At 39.5% G+C, this 19,555-nt stretch carries 10 protein-coding genes; all 10 read right to left on the bottom strand.

Annotation, left to right across the window (positions count from 1 at the left end):
- Window positions 1–32: 32 nt before the first annotated feature.
- A complete protein-coding gene (locus ODE14_RS05545; RefSeq protein WP_263603276.1) occupies window positions 33–2,015 on the bottom strand; it encodes an alpha-L-arabinofuranosidase C-terminal domain-containing protein in 1,983 nt (660 codons plus the stop codon).
- Between the two features lie 167 nt (window positions 2,016–2,182).
- Window positions 2,183–4,810, bottom strand: a complete 2,628-nt coding sequence (locus ODE14_RS05550) for a glycoside hydrolase family 3 C-terminal domain-containing protein (protein WP_263603277.1) — start codon at window positions 4,808–4,810, stop codon at window positions 2,183–2,185.
- Between the two features lie 229 nt (window positions 4,811–5,039).
- Complete coding sequence (locus tag ODE14_RS05555) at window positions 5,040–6,014, bottom strand: aldo/keto reductase (protein WP_263603278.1); 975 nt, start codon at window positions 6,012–6,014, stop codon at window positions 5,040–5,042.
- Between the two features lie 81 nt (window positions 6,015–6,095).
- Window positions 6,096–6,665 carry a Crp/Fnr family transcriptional regulator gene (locus ODE14_RS05560; RefSeq protein WP_263603279.1) on the bottom strand — a complete coding sequence of 190 codons (570 nt, stop codon included), beginning with the start codon at window positions 6,663–6,665 and terminating at the stop codon, window positions 6,096–6,098.
- Between the two features lie 191 nt (window positions 6,666–6,856).
- Window positions 6,857–9,577: a T9SS type A sorting domain-containing protein gene (locus tag ODE14_RS05565; RefSeq protein WP_263603280.1), complete on the bottom strand. Its 2,721-nt coding sequence runs from the start codon at window positions 9,575–9,577 to the stop codon at window positions 6,857–6,859.
- Window positions 9,578–9,827: 250 nt separating this feature from the next.
- Window positions 9,828–12,350, bottom strand: coding sequence for a glycosyl hydrolase 115 family protein (locus tag ODE14_RS05570; protein WP_263603281.1), 2,523 nt, complete (start codon window positions 12,348–12,350; stop codon window positions 9,828–9,830).
- Between the two features lie 236 nt (window positions 12,351–12,586).
- Complete coding sequence (locus ODE14_RS05575) at window positions 12,587–14,530, bottom strand: glycoside hydrolase family 97 protein (protein ID WP_263603282.1); 1,944 nt, start codon at window positions 14,528–14,530, stop codon at window positions 12,587–12,589.
- Between the two features lie 2 nt (window positions 14,531–14,532).
- Window positions 14,533–15,906 carry a glycoside hydrolase family 43 protein gene (locus ODE14_RS05580; RefSeq protein WP_263603283.1) on the bottom strand — a complete coding sequence of 458 codons (1,374 nt, stop codon included), beginning with the start codon at window positions 15,904–15,906 and terminating at the stop codon, window positions 14,533–14,535.
- Between the two features lie 204 nt (window positions 15,907–16,110).
- Complete coding sequence (locus tag ODE14_RS05585; RefSeq protein ID WP_263603284.1) at window positions 16,111–17,517, bottom strand: glycoside hydrolase family 43 protein; 1,407 nt, start codon at window positions 17,515–17,517, stop codon at window positions 16,111–16,113.
- An 8-nt stretch (window positions 17,518–17,525) separates the two neighbouring features.
- Window positions 17,526–19,550: an NPCBM/NEW2 domain-containing protein gene (locus ODE14_RS05590; RefSeq protein ID WP_263603285.1), complete on the bottom strand. Its 2,025-nt coding sequence runs from the start codon at window positions 19,548–19,550 to the stop codon at window positions 17,526–17,528.
- Between the last annotated feature and the right edge of the window lie 5 nt (window positions 19,551–19,555).

Raw genomic sequence — 19,555 nt, forward strand, 5'->3', positions numbered from 1 at the left:
TTAAATTTTACTTTATTCATGGTATTTCACAGCTATTTCATTTTCAAAATAACCAAAGAATTTGCCGGAATTTCAACAGAAATTTTTCCTCTTTTAATGGTCTGCGTTTCTTCTTTTGGCGAAATGGTTTCTGACTGGAAATTATTTTCATCGGAAAGTCCTGTAGAAGTCAGTACAATTTTGGTGAGTTGACTGCCTATTTTAATGTTTTTTGGGTTAATTTCAAGCGAAGTTTCCTTTGGATTTGAATTGACTATTTTAATGATTATTTCTCCTTTTTTAAGATCACGAACTGCCGATGCATAGAGATTATTCTCCCCTTTCAATGACTTTCCGTTTTCGGATATTTTAATTAAATCAGTTCCTTTATTATTTGAAAATAATTTCTGAACGTAATAATTCGGAGTTGCGTAAGATTTTAAATTATTAAACCAGATCAAATCCGGCGTCCATTGCCATCCTTCTGCGTGGGCAAAAAGCGGTGCGTAAGAAGTCATTGTCACAACATCTGCATTGCGCTCCAGTCCGGTCATAAAAGCAGCTTCCGAAAGTGCGGTAAGCCAATTGTTTTTGTTATCAGGTTTTACAACACCAACGGATTGCGCTGCATATTCACCAGCGAAAACTTTTGGTCCTGAACGGTCGTATTTATCATATCTTCCGGCATTTTCCATAAACCATTCCGGGGAATTATAGTAATGTTCGTCAACAATCTGAGCATTGAGTTTTTTAAGCTCTTTCCAGCCATAATCGAAAAATTCTCCGTCAGGTGACGGTCCGCTTCCGGAAATGATTTTGATATCTGGATATTTTGTGTGAATGGCTTTTTCAAAAACTTTATAACGTTCTATATAATCTGCCCCCCACTGCTCATTTCCAACACCAATGAATTTCATATTAAAAGGTTTCGGATGTCCCATTTCAGCACGAATTTTCCCCCATTTCGTACTGGAATCACCGTTTGCAAACTCTATCAAATCCAAAGCGTCCTGAACATATGGATCTAAATCTTCCATTTTTACGAGTTCGGCAGTATTGAATTGGCACGCCATTCCGCAGCTTAAAATAGGAAGCGGTTCTGCGCCCAAATCCTCCGCCAATTGGAAATATTCAAAAAATCCAAGCCCGAAAGACTGCCAGTAGTCCGGCGTTAGGCGGTGCGCAAATCCATTGTTCCATTTGTTGATGAGATTTTCGCGGTCTTCTACTTTACCAATCGTTTTTTTCCACTGGTAGCGTTCCGCCAATGTCCTGCCTTCCACAATACATCCACCCGGAAAACGTAAAAATCCCGGCTGCAAATCATATAATTTCTGAACTAAATCTTTTCTCATCCCGCCTTTTCTTCCTTTCCATGTGTCTTGCGGAAACAGTGAAATCATATCCATATTTACGATGCCTTTCCCGGTAAAAGTGATATGGAGTTTTGCTTTTTCAACGGTTTTGGAAGGTGTGAAAACAGTATTATATTTTTGCCAGCCTCCACCTTTTATGATGGTAGAAACTGAAGAAATTACTTTTCCATTTTCATCAATCAGGCTTGCGTTGACCGCAGAAATATTTCCTGAAACATTTTCGAGATTAAAGCTTAAATCGTATTTCTCACCTTGATGCAAGCCAATTCCCCTGAACCCTTCGTTCTCAAGCGAATAATTTTTATCATTCCAAACCGTGAATCTTGCGTAGTTTTTATTGGTTTTGGATTTATCGGTGATTATCGTCAGAAAGCCGGAATCTAAATTAGGAGACAATGTCTTTGTGTTGGGCTGTTTCCATCCTGTCAACGGTTCGTCGAATTCAAAACTGCGATTTTTGATTAATTCCGCATACAAGCCACCATCTGCCGCAAAGTTGATGTCTTCAAAGAAAATTCCGTACATCGTTGGTTGGATTTTGATATTGGTGGAAGATCCATCTAAATCGAGAAAATGCTTTTTGGCATTTCCGTTTTGCGCTGAAAAGAAGGCGACGCTTAAAGAAAATGCGGTGGCGAATATTTTGGATTTTGTTTTCATTTACTAATTTTATTTTGGAGGACTTAGATAGAACTCCTATGGAGTTCCGCTTGACCTTAAATCATAATTTCTACACAGATGGCGCTCCTACGGAGCGGAAGTGCGCTTTTTTGATTTCAAGTAATTAATTTCAGAATATAATTCCACGATTATTTTTTCATCAAAAATTATTTAACTTGTAATTTTAGATTTTTCAAACCTGACTCATCAGAAGTTCCGCCGTAGAAAATCGTATAATTTCCTGCTTTTGGAGCCAGATCATCTACCTTTTCATCATAAAATTTAAATGAATCCTGAGAAATAGTAAGCTGAACATTCTTGGTTTCACCAGCTTTAATCAAGAATCTTTCGAAAGCTCTCAAAGTCTTTACAGGAGCTGAAGCATCATTATTTCTTTTCACATACACTTCAATCACTTCTTCTCCATCTACCTTTGAAATATTCTTAACAGGAATTGTAATGTTTAAATTTTCATTCGTATTGATGGTATTTTTACTCAATTTAGCATCACCATAATTAAATTTTGAATAGCTCAACCCGTGTCCGAAAGCGTACAAAGGTTTTTCGGTCATATAACGGTAAGTTCTTCCCTGCATATCGTAATTCTCAAAGCCCTGATGTTTGCTGGTTTTAGACAAATTATTGTCGAGCTGTTCCAGATTTTTGTAGAATGTGATTGGCAATTTTCCGGACGGATTGTAATCTCCTGCCAAAACGTCCGCAACTGCAGTTCCGCTGGATTGTCCGCCATACCATGCGTTCAGTAATGCATCATAATATTTTTCGTCTTGTTCTAATCCCAATGAACTTCCCGTACAAAGCACGAAAACGACAGGCTTTCCGGTTTTTCTTAATTCAGCGAGCAATTCACGCTGAACTTTCGGAAGATCAATGGAAGTTTTATCACCGCCTTTGAAACCTTCTGCATTTACCATCATTTCTTCGCCTTCCAGACTTGGAGAAAGTCCGCCTGCGAAAACGATAACATCTGCATCTTTCACTTTTTCCCTAACCGCAGCAAAATTTACAGGGTCTTTTCTGTAAACATCGAAAGTGATGCTCACATATTTTCCTTTTTGGGTGTGGCGTAACTCGATCTGATATTCTTTGCCTTTTTCCATTTTCACAGGAAATTCTGAAGGATGTCTGGCATCGGGACCTTTTCTCGTGGCAATTTCTTTTCCGTCAACGAAAAGTATGTAAACATCAGATGTTGAAGGTGAAAGAATAACATCACCAGTGTAAGGGCTTTTGAAAATACCGGAAATAATCGCCGAAGTATTTTCCCTTCCCACATTCGGGGCAAGCTGGGTTCCGCCGAAACTGTTGTAGTTGATTCCTCCTTTATTAATTGAAATGTTAGCCGGTTCTCCCTTGAATTCATTATTATTAAAAAAAGTTACCTTCATTCCTTTTTCGCCTTTTTTTTGGCTTAAAAAGTTTTGGTAAAGCGAAGTTCTGGATGATGGATCGACCACTTCGGTTCCCTTTTCATAAATGATTTCAGCGTTTGGAAATTTGGCTTTAATTCCATCCAAAATAGTAACAATTGAAGAAGGTGTTCCGTTGTAATTTCCCAGCTGCATCAGTCCGTCATTAGCATTTGGACCGACAACAGCGATTTTTTTGATGTTTTTATTTAAAGGCAAAACATTATTCTCATTTTTCATCAGCACAATTGATTTTTGTGCCATTTTCAACGCCTGCTTTTTATGTTCTTCAGAATCCACAACAGAATATGGAATTGAGTTCCAGTGAACGGAAGATTTTGGGTCAAGCATTCCCAACTCAAACCAACCTTTCAGAATTCTTCTCATCGAAATATCGAGGTCTTTTTCGGTGATTAATCCGCTCGCTAAAGATTTATTTAAATTATTATACGTGTCACCACATTCTAAATCTGTCGAATGTTTCAAGGCATCTGCAGCGGTACTTTTTTCGTCAGGATGTGTTCCGTGGTATTGTTTCTGATAGAAATCTGCCAACGCCCAGCAATCTGAAACGACCATTCCATCGTAGTTCCATTTTCCGCGGAGAATTTCTGTCAATAATGTATTATTGTCGCAACACGGCTGTCCGTCAAAAGCGTTATAAGCGCACATCACTTCTCTCACATTTCCTTCCAACACCAATGCTTTGAAAGCCGGAAGATAGGTTTCGTACAAATCTCGTTTGGAAACTTCGGCGTTGTAAGAATGTCGGTTCCATTCCGGGCCACTGTGAACTGCGAAGTGTTTGGCGCAGGCGTGGGTCTTGAAATATTTAGGATCATTTCCCTGTAAGCCTTTCACCGCAGCAACGCCTAAAACGGAAGTCAGATACGGATCTTCACCATAGGTTTCCTGGCCTCTTCCCCATCTCGGATCACGGAAAATATTGATGTTCGGCGTCCAGAAAGTAAGACCTTCGTAACGGCCTGTTTTCTGGGATTCATCGAAAGACTTATTGTATTTGGCACGGGCTTCATCGGAAATCATTTCAAAAGTTTTGAGATGTTCCGGAACATCCCAGGTTGCCGCCATTCCGATTGCCTGTGGAAAAACGGTAGCCGTTCCTGCTCTTGCTACGCCGTGAAGCGCTTCATTCCACCAGCCGTAACCGGGGATATCCAATCTGGGAACTGCTTTGGAATTGTCCATCATCATCCCGATTTTTTCTTCCACTGTTAGTAATCCGAGAAGATTTTCGATTCTCTGATCGACCGGAAGTTTGGGGTTTTGAAAAGGATATTTGAAATTCTGTGCAGATGAGACAGCGCAGATGAAGATTGATATATTTAACAGAATCTTTTTCATGGAATTTTTTTTAATTCTTTTTGTTAAATCATAACCCATTTAGATTATCATTAATAATTTGATAAGAAAAACAAATATAAGATTCTATTTTAAATAAATGTAATATTCACACTTAATTTATTGAAATTAGTTCATTTCATCGCCATCAGCATACATAAAAAAGAAACCCAACAGAATCGATGGGTTTTTAATTTATTACAAATGTAATTTCGATAAAATTTAAAATCTTCTATTTCCTTTCTGCAGAATCCCGCATATATGCAGGATATCTTTCGCCCACAATTTTAATAGTTGCCAAAGTAGAATTTATTTCTTTCAATTCTTCATTTGAAAGTGAGATGCCTGTTGCACTAATATTCTCCTGTAAGCGATGTAATTTTGATGTTCCCGGAATTGGGACAATAAAAGATTTTTGAGCAAGCAACCAACTTAATGCAATTTGTGCAGGTGTTGCGTTTTTGCCTGTCGCAATCGATACAACCAAATCCACCAAAGCTTGATTGGCTTCTCTGTTTTCTCTACTGAAACGTGGCAGCATATTTCGGGTATCCTCTTTAGCTAATTCAACATCAGCGTTGATTGTTCCCGTCAGAAAGCCTTTGCCTAAAGGGCTGAAAGGGACAAAACCAATTCCTAACTCTTCCAATACAGGAATGATTTCTTTTTCAGGTTCACGATAAAACATCGAATACTCGCTTTGCAAAGCCGTGACGCACAGAACAGAATTTGCTTTACGAATGGTTTCTGCATTGGCTTCCGACAATCCGAAATGTTTTACTTTTCCTTGCTGTATCAAATCTTTTACGGTTCCTGCAACGTCTTCAATCGGAACATCCGGATCGGGTCTATGCTGATAAAACAAATCAATGACATCGGTTCTCAATCTTTTCAAAGAAGCTTCTGCAACTGCTTTTATGGTTTCCGGGCGACTGTCTAAACCGAATTTCACATTACCATCTTTAAAACCAAACTTTGTTGCAATGACAACTTCATTTCTTAACGGTTTGAGTGCTTCGCCAACTAAAATCTCGTTTTCGCCATAACCCTGAGCCGTGTCGAAAAAAGTGATTCCGTTTTCAACTGCCGAACGAATCAGTTGTATGCTTTCATCCTTTGCCGGTGCATTTGGGAAACTTAATCCCATACAGCCAAAACCCAATTCTGAGACTTCTAATCCGCTCTTGCCTAATTTTCGTGTATTCATTATTTTTTGATTTAAAATTTAACACATCAAAGTTGGTTCAAAGAAAAATGAATGGATTTGTCATTTGGCAAAAAAGTGACTTTAACGGATATTTTTTCTTATTCTGCTCAATGAAGACTGGGTAATCCCAAGATAAGAAGCGATGTATGATAAAGGAACACGGTTGACCAAGGTTGGAAATTTCTGAATAAAATCAAGATAGCGTTCAGTTCCATCCTGTGAGACCAATTCACTTCTCCGAACGATCTTCTCACTGTGATGTTTGGTAATTATTTTCTGAATAATATGGTCCCAATTTATTATTGTCTGGGAGATTTCTTTCCAGTCCTGTCTTGAAAAAACAACCAGCTTGCAGTCTGTAATGGCCGACAAATATTCTGAAGGCATATAAATTTCGTCAATTGTATTTCCTGACAAAATCAAATGTTTTTCGTCAATGAAATATCGCGTAATTTCTTCGCCTTTATTGTTGTAATAAAAAACCCTAATGATACCATCTGTAAGGAACCCAATCTGTTTAACTGTTTTTCCGGCTTCCCAGAAAAACTCATCTTTATGGAGTTCGATTTCACGGGCTTTACTTTTTATAAAATCCAGCTGTTGACTGTTCAGATTATCAAATTGCAGGATATAATCAATAAATTTTTCCATTTTATAAAATTACAAATTGTTAACTGACGCTTATTTGCCATTTGACAAAAATTAGAACTTAAGATTGCTAACCAATCGAATTTTAAATAAAAAATCTATTAACTGATTTGTAATGTATGTTTTCACCTTTAAAGCAATAGGCTGTTTCAGAAATGAGACAGCCTATGGGATAAAATTAATTGATATAGAGCTTACTGCCTTATAAATTTATGCGTTAAGACCTTATTGTTTTCATCAGATAATTCAATAAAATAAACTCCTGAAGTAAGTGTTGAAACATCAATCCTGTTTTTACCTGAAGTCATTTTCAGACCTGATTTTATCAAACTTCCTTTTGAGTCATAAATAGAAGCCGTCGAATTACTGGATCTCAGTTCTATAAAGATTTCTGTTTTTGCAGGATTAGGATATATTTTAGACTGATTTAATTCTGTCTCTTTTGCCAAAAGCACTGAGAAATTTAACGGAAGAATATTGGCAGCATATGTATTTTCTTCACTCACGTAAGCTCTGAAAGGATTAATCATCGGTTCGCTGCCTGCTGCAACTTTATAAAATCCTGTTAGTCCGTTTTCTGTTTTTAAAACATAAGCATTGGCAGGAACTTTAATTGTATGATAAACACCATTCATCTGGCTGACAGTGATTGCTTTCGGGGTAGAGACATTTCCCGTACCGGTAAATGTAACGTTTCCTGTAGCGTTTACAAGCACTGGAGTATTGGCAGGAATAATTCCGTTAGAAACCGGAGTGCAGGAAATGGCCGTTATTCCGGGTGATATCAGATATACATTCACTCCGGAAGGAATATTGGCTTCGAAAGGCAGCAACAGTATATCATAACCATTAAATACCCTGCTGTAGGAAGCTGCTCCTGCTGTGAAATTAAATGGTACCTGAAAATCTTTTCCTGAATCTGAGAGAACAAGGTTTGAACAATTTGTCCCCGAAATGACATTGTTAGCGGTAGAATTTACATTTGAATTCACATAAAATATATTGTTTGAATTAACGCTTAAAGGCTGCCAGTTGGTGGCGGTGATTCCTGAAACTGTTCTGAAATCCAAAGATGTATAATATCCGTTTTCCAGCGCATCCATCATATTGCTGTCGCTGTCCGAATACGTGCCGTTAAACTTTGATGCAATTTCATTTCCCACATTAAAATAAACATCTCCCAAATTCAGCGTAAGTACAGAACTGTAGTTTGAATTTCTAAGTCCTAAAATGCCTTTGCATCCGTCCGTAAGAACCTGTCTTGAAATATCTAAAGTGATATCAAAGTTTCCGCCCGAAGGAAAATTAATTCTTCCATAATTATAGGATTTGGCCATTCCCTGACTGTTAATGTAGTATAAAGTCGTATTATCCGAATAGCTCTGCCCTGCCGTTGTATAACTGTTAACATGCAATATCAGTTTATTAAACCGGTCATTCAGCTGAAGATAACCATTGGAAGCGGTCATATTGTTACTGAACAAAGGGCTTGGATTGGAGAAAGTAACGGTTGTGTTGCTGATGTTAAATGCTGTTCCGAAAGCTGAATTTGTTGCTGTCTGCGTTTCTATTTTGTTGTAACGAATATTTCCTCCTGTCATTGAAGAAACAGGCCTGTCGGCGCTTTTGTTAAAAACGAAAGTCATTACGCTGGACGGTGTTATTTCCACTCCCGGCCGGAAAGTCTGGGTACTGAATGAAACCGGAGTTGTAAGCATATCAGACGAAGAATTCGTTAATATTTTTGTTCCTGAAGTCGTATAAAAAGGCAGATCCACTTTAAGATTATAAGTGTTTGATGAGGGATTAATGACCATTAAAACCACCTGATTCCCGTCTGAAGAAATGTAGGAAGATCCCTGAAGCGCACCCGTACTGTCTCCCCAGGTTGCTGCAATACGCGTTTTTCCGGTTGTATATTTGGCAAAGTGAGAAAGAATATATCCTCTTTTCGTTATTACTCCTGCCGCAGTTCCGTTGGTACCGTCTCCCATCAGTCCGTAATATCTTTTGGAAGCGTAATGAATCCAGGCATTGATATTCCCCAGCATCGAATTATTGATACTTGAAGCGAAGTTGAAAGCATCCAGATTCCAGTTAAAATCGCGCGGCGTCTGACTTCCTGAATTCCAGTTGATGAGATATTCCGTCTGCCATATTTCTTTATTATAATTCTGAAATTGCTTGTAAGCAGACTGCATCAATCCGTACTGATGTCCACCGTACACTTCAAAATTAGCTATTGTAGCGGTATTCAGCATAGCGTTGGCAAAATTATCAGTAAAACCTACACTTTCCGGAGCAATCACCTTACAGTTGATGAGATGACCGTAATCTTTTACGAAAGTCGCAATTTGCGTCGGAGTCCAGATGCATCCCTGGTATTGTGCCATTTCATCAGGTTCATTCTGAATGGAAATATAGTCCAGATCCACACCGTTAGACTGAAGATAAGTTACGAAACTATTGAGATATAAAGCATAATCCTGATAGTTTTCCGGTTTTAAATAACCAATTTGTTGTACGCCGTTTGCATCGGTATACACTGCATTTACGTGATTGTTGGTTTTCCATGCTGCGGGCATCGTCCACGGACTTGCGAAAATGGTTAAACCCATTGATTTTGCAAGCTGTGCAGTAGGTAATACCACATTCCAGTTATTGCTGTCTTCAGGAATATATAATCGCATAATGTTATATCCCGCTGTACTTCCCGATCCCCAAAGTGTTTGAATTTCAGATGTTGACATATGATTATACGCAAACTGAGGGCTGCAGACAAATCCACCAAAACCTTTTATATTCTGGTAGGTAATATTTTTATCGATCTTAACAGTGGTAAGCTGTCCGTAACACAAGCTGCTAAAAAGCATGCACAGCGCATGAATAGTAAAAAGGCTGACTAGTTTTTTCATAATGTTTTAGTTTTAATTTTGTGATGTTCAGGTATAAAGTTTTGGGCAAAGAATCCCCTTCAAGACAGTCTGATTAAAAAACCGCCAAGAAAAATCTCCTGAAATAATTCAGGCAACCATTATAAATAAAGTGATATCAGGTCTTTTGCTGTTATCTTTTCATTTTGATAAAACAATATTTAAATGAAATTGAGATTAGAGATAATTATTTCATAGGCATATTTGATAGTGGTTACTATTTTTTGAAATTTCATTGAAGGATTTCGCTTTCGGGTGCACCCAGATAGGAAGGTTTTAAACCTCCGGTATTGATCATGATCTTTTCCAGAACAATTCCCGGTTCCAGAACACGGAATCGTAATCTATGCTTTCCGGGCTGTGAAATAAGATGTTTTGTAGCTGATTTAATAATATGTTCTGACTGCCATCTTCCCAGTTCTCCTTTATAATGACCGTTGAAATTAACCACCTGCGGAGCCTGTCCGTCGAAAGAAATTTCGTAACGCAACCCTTTATTATGATTAAAATTCAATGTCGGAGCCAGTAATAACTGAACCTCAAATTCCCCTTTGGATTCAAAGTTAATATCATATTCAAGATATATATTTTCATCAGCTTTTGGGTAAGCATTTTGAGGAAAAGTTGTTACTCCAGATTTGGTTTTTCCGAAATCAGGAATCACTTCCCAATGGATCCGGTCTGAATTATTCAATCCTGAAAAATTTTCGGCTTCCATCGAAATGTAGCCATTCTTCTCCTGAAAGACTTTTTCTTTTGAAGCATTATCGTCATAAACATATGTTACTTCAGGCATGATGTTTTCTTTGCTATCATTCCATGATTTGTAACCAATACGCATCTGATCCATCATATGCTGCCATTTTCCGCCGGCAATCTCAGTATTGTATTTACGATCCAGATAAGCATTTCTTTCAAAACATTCTTTTACCCTGTCTGCATAATAATTTGCCTGCAAATCATATTTTGCGGCCAGTTGCCTGTTTTTGGCAACAGCATAGTACATTTCATACAAATTGCTGCAGGCATCAATCGGGTACAAAACCAGCTGGTAATAAGCATCCTGATATTCTGCGGGAATTTTTTCTTTTAATCGTAAAGCATCGATTGCCAAAGCTCTGTACTCATTCAGAACCCTTTCAAATTCATAATAATTTTCCAGGCTGTAGGTTTTGCTGTCCAGTGTTTCCGGCGTTACTCTGCGGTTGTATTTTGCATACAGGTTGATCATCCTTGCAATTTCCTTAGCATATTTTTCGCCGAACTGTTGTGCAGACCAATTTTCGGTATATTCCAAAAGGTTTTTTGAATTAAACTGTTTCGGATTCCAGGCCATTTCCATGAAAAAACTGATCGGGAATTCCATGGGTTTCAAATCTCCTACATTTACGACCCAGAGCTTATCTACTTTATGTTCATAAGAAAGATTCATCTGCTCCCAAACCCGCTGGATGGGACTGATATTGATCCATTTTGAATTTCTAGGCCCTCCCACATAATCAAAGTGATAATACATTCCGTAACCGCCTTTATGCAGAGGTTTCGAAAGGTCCGGAAGCTTTCTCACATTGCCCCAGTTGTCATCACAGAATAAAAGGATGACATCATCCGGAACTCGCATTCCTTTATCGTAATAATCCTGCACTTCTTTGTATAATGCCCACACCTGTGGTGTTTTTTCCGCTTTTTTCCCGGTAACATCTGTAATAATTTTCCGCTGATCTTTTACGATTTTTTCCAGCAGAGTAATATTCGTTCCCTCTCCCATGGCTTCATCGCCGTCGCCACGCATTCCCACCGTTACAAGTCTTTCCCAGTGGTTGCTTCTTTCAATCCCCGATTTCCAGAATTTCCGTAAAACTTCACTGTTTTTATTATAATCCCACACGTTTGGAAGATTATTTTTTTTGATATACCGATGCCAGTCGGTTTGTGCCAAAGCCATCGGTTCGTGGTGTGAAGTTCCCATAATAATTCCCATTTCATTTGCCAGCGGTCCGTTCAACACATCATCGTCATAAAATGCTTTTCCCCACATGGCAGGCCAGATGTAATTGCCTTTTAAACGCAGGATCAGTTCAAAAACTTTCTCATAAAATTTGGAATTGAACCCGCCAAAAGTAGCTCTCGCCCAGCCTCCGAGTGAAGGTTCTTCATCATTTAGGAAAATCCCGCGGTATTCCACAGCCGGCTCTCCATCGGTGTAGATTCCTTTTTTAAAATAGATATTTTCTTTTACCTCAACCGGAACATCTGCCCAGTAATACCAAGGCGAAACCCCGATCTGCCGGGACATTTCGTAAATTCCGTAAATCGTTCCGCGCTTGTCGCTTCCGGCAATTACGATGGCTTCGGAAATTCCCGGATATGGATTGCTTACATTTTGGATAATGTATTTTTCTTTTTTTCCTGTTAATAATTTTCCGTCAATTTTTTTTTGCCTGATTAAATCATCAATTATCGATTTTGTTCCTGCTGTCCCAATAATAATCAAAGGCGATTGCTGTGCGGAAAGCTGATTCAGCAAATTCGGCTCGGCTCCGGACACTTTTTGGAAATCGGATTGCAGGCTTTTAACAGCCCTGAGAATTCCTTTGTCGATTCCCGGATTGGTAAAAATCGAAAATCCTGAATTTTTCTCTTTTAAAACAATGGTTTCAGAATTTTTTTCCGTGGTGATGAACGGCTGTGCTGCTTTGATGTGCAGGCAGAATCCGAATAGCATGACCAGAATATAGAATTTTATATGCTTCATATTTTTTATTTTCTTTTTGCTAAACCTCATAGGCTTTTGAAACCTATGAGGTTGAATGTAATATCTTATTCTTTTATCCATAGGTTTTACCTACGGCTATTGATATTGAATCCTGCGGATTCTTTGATTGCAGCGAATTTTTTGCAGCCCGACTTGAGCGGAGCTCTTTTTGCCGCAGCGAAGCGTAGGCAAAAAAGCGGGAGCGGAAGGCGGATAAAGCTGCCCAAATTTTTAATCTAATTTCTCAGCACAAAACCTCCATTAGGCTGGATTTCTATCGTGAAATCACCGTTTTTATTAACTTTGACTTCTTTTTCGGAAGAATTTCCCTGAGCATCATCATTGATTAATTTCCCTGTTTTTCCTGCGAACATCGGAAGTCTGATCTTTAATTTCTTACCCGTTTTTTCTGCATTTATTCCGGCAATATACCATTGATCCTGATGTCGTCTCCCTATCACAGCATATTTTCCGGGATACCCATCTATGAAAACCGTTTCGTCCCAAAGAGTAGGAATGTCTTTCATAAAATCCAGCTGGAATTTCGGGGCATCCGTCAGGTTATTCGGCATTACGGCGAACATCTGAACAGGATTCTGGAATAATACTGCTGTTGCCAGCTGAAAACCGTCTGTGGTATATCTTTTATTTTTATCCTTATTGGATTTTGTTAAAAACTTGTTGAGGAAAGTCCCCCCAAATTCCATGCTTCCGACCGTGTTTCTGATAAACGGATGTAACGAAGCGAAAAAAGCTTCCTGTTTACGCACATCTTCAGAAAAATACAGCATTTCGGATGCTAAAACGGCTTCGCTTCCGGCATAATTCGGGTACATGACTTCCCAGCCTCTCGGTAAGGTGGTTCCGTGGAAAATAATCGTTAAACCAAAATCATTCGCATCCGAAAGAATATCTTCATAAAGACGCATGGTTTCCTGCTTATCGCCGCCGAAGAAATCGACTTTTAATCCTTTTACGCCAACTTCCTTCAGCCATTTCATTTCTTTTTTGCGTTCAACGGAGGAACTCATTTTATTTCTCGGTCCCATTGGTGCATCATTGGCTGCGCCATTGGAATTGTACCAAAGCATAACCCCAACATTTTTGGATTTTGCATACTGAATGAGTTCCTTCATCCGGTCTTTGCCGATGTTTTTGTCCCAAAGCGCATCCATAAGGATATATTGGAAGTTTAATGCAGCAGCGAGATCAATGAATTTCACCTGATCATCATAATTCATACTGTTATCCTGCCAAAGAATCCAGCTCCAGGTAGATTTTCCGAACTGATATTTCCGGGAGGATTCATACATCGGTTTCACTACATCAAACGGAACCGTAGTTTCTACAATCGGTTGTAAAGATGCACCAACGGTAATGGTTCTCCATGGTGTTGATCCGGGCAGGGAAATGGCTGCCCCCGTACTTCCGAATCCGTTGTTTTCAGCCATATTGGGATAAGCAACTTTATACAGACTCTTTTCAGAAGTCGTTTCCAGATGAGAGGCACAGTATAAACTGTTCACACCTGTTTCCGAAAGCAATATCCAGCCGTTATTTCCGAGGTGAAATAATCCCGGGAAAACATATCCGTAATCAGCTTTGGCTCCGAGTTCCGCATCCGCTTTATACCCGCTTTCATAGCTTGGCGCCGTACGGGCAAACCCGGTCATCGGTTTCATTATGGGAGAAAGAAAGGTAGTGGTCTGAACGGGAAACCGGTAACCGGTAATTTCTGATTGTACAACTGCGCTCAGGCGGTCTTTCATCGGTAAAAGATGATATCGGAATGCGATATTATTATTGCTTACCTGAAATTCAATACTGATGCTGAACTGATCTGCATTGGTGAAATTAACTGTTAATGTATTGGCTTTATAATCGACCTGTGATTTTTTATTTTTTTCGTTGGTATACGTTTTTGAAACCTGATCTTTTTTACTGTCGGTGAATTTTAAATTTTGAGATAAATCAGATTCATTGGTGATTAAACCCAGCGGAGATTTCTCCAGCATAACTTTTTCCTGATACGATATATTGTACAGAGCTTTTCCGTTTTCTGAAAAGACATTCAGCTTCAGTTTCCCATCGGGACTGATAGCCTCTGCAACCTGGGCAAAAACTGAAATTCCGCTCAACAGGCATAATAGTAGTGATACGTAAGATATTATTTTAATCATAATCATTTATTTTCAAGAAAAGTCCAGTAATCGAAAAACATGACATCCTTTGCTGCTTTTCCGTTAAATACAAAATATACATCGTGAATACCGGTCATTTTTTCTTTTAATTCTGTTTTCACGGTTTCCCAACGGTCATCCCCGCCGGTCAAGGGAACTTTTATTGTGGCTACTACCGGTCCGGTAACACTGTCCAGATGAACATCCATCGTTACCTCGCTGTTGTGTGTGGTTCCTACTCTTGCGGAAAATACTTTGGCATCATTTTTTCCAAAATCCACATTTTTCACACTGGTGTAAGCACCGCTTTTTTTGGCTTTAATAAAAACATCGGCTTCTTTGTTCTGATACGACTTTACATTTTCCGACCATGCGATGGTTTCCGCCTGATTAAAGCTGTAAGGATTTACTGTTGCGGTGGCTTTGGTAATTCCATTAGTCATTGTAAATGGTGAAATAGAACCATCTTTGTTGAATTCCAGTTCCTGAACGCTGACAGAACGTGTAAATCCGCTCCCGCCCGGCAAAGCACCATTATGATAGAAGAAATATGTTTTTCCTTTAAAATCTATGACTCCGGGATGGTTGGTAAATGATTTTCCTTCGGCAGGCATAATAACTCCACCGTATTTCCATGGTCCCTGCGGATTTTTGCTGGTAGAATATCCTATGAATTCGGGAAGCGGACCACCCGGCCAGAAAAGGTAATATAAATTTTTCTTTTTATACAGCCAAGGCCCTTCCTCATATTTTGAGGGTCTTTCGGGATTGGGTTTTCCGTCTCTTTTTCCGAATGATTCTTCGGTCATGGGTACTTCAATAATATTTCCTGAGTAGGAAATCATATCTTCATTTAATTTAACATATTTCAGTTTCGGATTTCCCCAATACATATAGGCTTGACCGTCATCATCAACGAAAACGGTGGGATCAATATCACCCCATTCGCTCTGCACCAGCGGTTTTCCCAACGGATCGTGAAACGGCCCGAACGGACTGTCGCCAACGGCAACACCAATCGCTCCTTTATTGTTGGTTTTAGACCACATGGGAACATACATAAAAAATTTGCCGTTCCTTTCCACGCACTGAGCAGCCCATGCATCTCGTTTTGCCCATTCAAAATCGTTATATGAAAGAATGGTTCCGTGGTCGGTCCAGTTTACCATATCATTGGTGGAATAAACTTTCCAGTCATTCATGGTAAACCATGTTGAATCGTCTTCATCATGCGTGGTATAAACATAGAGCCTTCTATTGTAAACCATAGGAGCCGGATCTGCGGTGTAGTTGGTCTGTATGATAGGATTCTGGGCAGAAACTGCTCCTGAAATCATTAAAAACAAACCCAATATAGATTGTATCGTATTTTTCATATTTTTATTTGTAGCTGTTGTTCAGACATCATTTAAGAATGAACTTATCTTTTATATCTATCTAAAATTTTACAAAGTCTATCCACAAAGTTTTTTGCACATGAACACATTAGGTTTTAGTTCCAACTTTGCGCATATTTCAGATCACAAGATTTTTTATGTTTGAAAATTTCATATTCGTCATTGATACTTTGTGGTAGCGCTCTATTTTTTCTTAAAGCTCCAATAATCGAAATTAAATAGCTTTCTTCCTGCCGTAATATTTTTCCCCTGAAATACAAAATAGACATCGTGAACACCGGAAACCTTTTCTGAAATTTTTGATGATATTGTTTTAAAGTCTTCCCAGCCACCGGTTCTTGGAATATCAATTGACGCTATCTTTGGTCCTTTTACCTCATCAAGATGGACTTCTAAAATTCCGCCGTCCACGCCTGCAGCTACTGAAGCTGAAAATTCTGTAGCGCCAGTTCCGAAATCCACTGCACGGACTTTTATAAATCCGCCCACTCTGGTATCGGAAACAAAAACTCCGGTTTTTTTATTTTCTGAAGTGCTGCATTTTTCCGACCAGGCCATGGTTTCCGCCTCATTTCTTTTGTAAGGATCTAATGTTCCGACAGGGGTTACTCCTTCCCTAGTCATTTTTATTTTTGGAATACTTCCATCGGCATTGTATTTAAATTCTTCAACAGCAGTAGAGCGTCCGTAACTTCCGCCGTTTGGTAAAAGTCCGGTATGGTAAAACAAGTAGGATTTCCCTTTAAAATCGATAATTCCGCCGTGATTGGTAAAGCTGTTTGTGGGCTGATCGGTCATAATTTTCCCCTGATATTTCCATGGCCCGGTTGGTGATTCGCTGGTTGCATATGATAAACACTCCGTTTTTCCGGTCATACCTGCATACATCATATAATATTGATTGTTTCTTTTGTACAGCCACGGACCTTCTACATAAACATCATCAAACTTTTCCTGTTTTTGTAAAACCTCATCACTTCTTCCGGGACGTCTCAATCCGCCGAAAGATTCCGCCGATTGTGGAATTTCCGTAATTTTCCCGGCATAAGAAATCATATCCTTATTTAGTTTAGCATAAAATAATTTGCTGTTTCCCCAATAGAGATAAGCCTGTCCGTCATCATCAATAAAAACGGTAGGATCGATATTATCCCATGTTCCGGTTGAAATCAATGGTTTTCCGATTGCATCCTCAAAAGGACCGACAGGACTATCCGAAACAGCAACACCAATCGCCATATTATTATCAACAGTTTGAGCACAGATATACCAGTAAAATTTACCATTTCGTTCGATGCATTGTGCTGCCCAGGCTCTGTCCCTCGCCCAGCTGAAGGATTCTAAAGAAATGGGAACACCATGATCCGTCCAGTTTACCATGTCATCAGTTGAATGAACCCGCCATTTGGTCATCGTATAAAAATCAAATCCAGGCTGATCGTCTCCCGTGTACACATATAGTTTGTTTTTATACACCATTGGTGCCGGATCGGGTGTAAAATGCGTCTGAACAACCGGATTCTGAGCAAAAATAGCAGTGGTTGCCAACAGAAAAGGTAATGTAATATATTTTAAATTTCGATGAATCATAGTTATTATTATTTTGTTGGAATAAATTTATAGTACGCAACGCCGTGCGCGGGAATATCCAATGAAAGGCTTTCTTTATCCGTATTGATGTCTGCGATCTTTTTCTGTCTCCAGAGATCTCTTACAGTCTGAGTTCCTGAAATTCCTAATTTTTTGAAATCTTTATATGGCAACTTTACTTTTTCCCTTCCGAAATTGGCGAAAGCGACAGCCTTTCCTCCGTCTTCCAGTTCTTTTACATAAATTCTGAGTTCGCCGATGGTATGTAAGCAAACACCTTGTTTTCCCAAAGCATCCTGATTAACGGCAATCACCTCATCGTTTGTCAGAAGGTTTAAGGTAAAATCATCCAGTTTTTCGAGATCACAGCCAATCAGCAATGGTGCCGAAAAAATACTCCAAAGGCTGATGTGGAGGTATTGTTCATCCGGTTTTAAACGGCTCTGGTGCGGATTACCCCAACCCACTACACCCACCACCAGCATATCGGGATCGTTCCAGTTACCGGGTTTTGCGTAAGAAGCAGCTTTCTCCTGAGCCAATGCGATATTTTTCACGCTTGCCCAGGTGTCCGTTATATCGTTGGTAGTACGCCATGACTGAGCATGAACTTCATTACCCCATTTCCAGACATCACCCATTCCGTATTGGCAAAGATTGTATACGATATCTCTAGGCTGCTGTTTCAACATGTTTCCCATCAGCAGGAAAGGTCTTACGCCTTTCTCAGGATCACCGCCGCCCTGAAAAGCAAGAGAAGGAACTTTATCGGCATCATTATCCGGTAATCCGTCAATGACACCGCCGTAGCTGCACCAGTCGTATTTCAGGTAATCGACACCCCATTTTGCATAGCTTTCGGCATCCTGCTTTTCGTAGCCATAGCTCCCTGCACATCCTCCGCACGTCCATGGTCCGGGAGAAGAATAAATTCCCATTTTCAGTCCGTTTCCGTGAATATAATCGCCCAGATTTTTCATATCCGGAAATTTGGAGTTGGCTAAAATATAACCGTTTTCATCGCGCATCTTTCCTTGAAACAAAGGGTCTTTTCCGTCTCTGTTAAATTGCCACGAATCATCGATATTGATGTAATTCCAGCCGTGGTTTACCAATCCTGTTTTAACCAAAGCATCGGCAGCACGTTTCACTTTGTCGGCAGAAACTTCGTGTCCGAAACAGTTCCAGCTGTTCCAGCCCATCGTTGGGGTAAGTGCAATTCTGTCCCCTGCTTCTATTCTTAATTTTTTTGAGGCTGAACCTTTTGCATTTTTTGCAGATAATTCTACTTCATACGTTCCTTTCGAATCTATTTTTCCGGTAATGATTCCCGTTTCGGGATCCAGCTTTAATCCTTCGGGAAGCTTTTTTGCAGAGAAAATCATCGGCCGGTCCCCTGTTGCTGCAATTCTGAAAAGGAAAGGCGAACCGGGACGAACACCATAAACACCTGCTGAGTTGATACGGGGCGTTGCTGGAGGTTTTGGAGTTAAAATATATGGTTCTGAAGCAATCGGATTGAATGTTTCCAAAGTAGCAATTCCGTTGGTTTCGAATTTTGCATTGACCCAGTTTGCGTGATCGTAATAAGGACCGTTTCCGCCATCCGTTACTACAAGTTCGAGCTGCTTTATTCCTTTTAATGATACCGAAACGGGTTTTGCCTTATCGCCCAAATGCATGATTCCGCTGGACCAAAGCTTTTTGTTGTCTCCGTAAATTTCAAATTCCACGGCAGGATCATGGCCTTTCATTTCATCATCTAATCCCACTAATGCTGAAAACTTGTGGGCTTTACCATTCAATTTTATCAATAAAGAACTTTCGGCGTGAGTGCCGAAACCCCTGTCGAATGTCTCTCCGGCAATCGTCAATTTTTTTCCGTCCACCGAAGTATTGATGCCCGGTTTTCCGTTTCCCTGTGTAGCAACGCTGAGATCGAGCTTATCCAGCCAGACTACTGACTGAGATTTGTAAATATTGACCGACAATAAAAAGGTTACTGCTGTAAGGAGTATTGTATTCTTCAACATTATTT

This window comes from Chryseobacterium sp. PET-29, from assembly GCF_025736815.1.
GTDB classification, from domain to species: Bacteria; Bacteroidota; Bacteroidia; order Flavobacteriales; family Weeksellaceae; genus Chryseobacterium; species Chryseobacterium nepalense.

Bases quoted from the DNA above. Each gene is read 5' to 3' on its own strand.
- ODE14_RS05545 (WP_263603276.1), bottom strand. From the start codon at position 2,015: ATGAAAACAAAATCCAAAATATTCGCCACCGCATTTTCTTTAAGCGTC.
- ODE14_RS05590 (WP_263603285.1), bottom strand. From the start codon at position 19,550: ATGTTGAAGAATACAATACTCCTTACAGCAGTAACCTTTTTATTGTCG.
- ODE14_RS05585 (WP_263603284.1), bottom strand. From the start codon at position 17,517: ATGATTCATCGAAATTTAAAATATATTACATTACCTTTTCTGTTGGCA.
- ODE14_RS05570 (WP_263603281.1), bottom strand. From the start codon at position 12,350: ATGAAGCATATAAAATTCTATATTCTGGTCATGCTATTCGGATTCTGC.
- ODE14_RS05565 (WP_263603280.1), bottom strand. From the start codon at position 9,577: ATGAAAAAACTAGTCAGCCTTTTTACTATTCATGCGCTGTGCATGCTT.
- ODE14_RS05550 (WP_263603277.1), bottom strand. From the start codon at position 4,810: ATGAAAAAGATTCTGTTAAATATATCAATCTTCATCTGCGCTGTCTCA.
- ODE14_RS05555 (WP_263603278.1), bottom strand. From the start codon at position 6,014: ATGAATACACGAAAATTAGGCAAGAGCGGATTAGAAGTCTCAGAATTG.
- ODE14_RS05560 (WP_263603279.1), bottom strand. From the start codon at position 6,665: ATGGAAAAATTTATTGATTATATCCTGCAATTTGATAATCTGAACAGT.
- ODE14_RS05580 (WP_263603283.1), bottom strand. From the start codon at position 15,906: ATGAAAAATACGATACAATCTATATTGGGTTTGTTTTTAATGATTTCA.
- ODE14_RS05575 (WP_263603282.1), bottom strand. From the start codon at position 14,530: ATGATTAAAATAATATCTTACGTATCACTACTATTATGCCTGTTGAGC.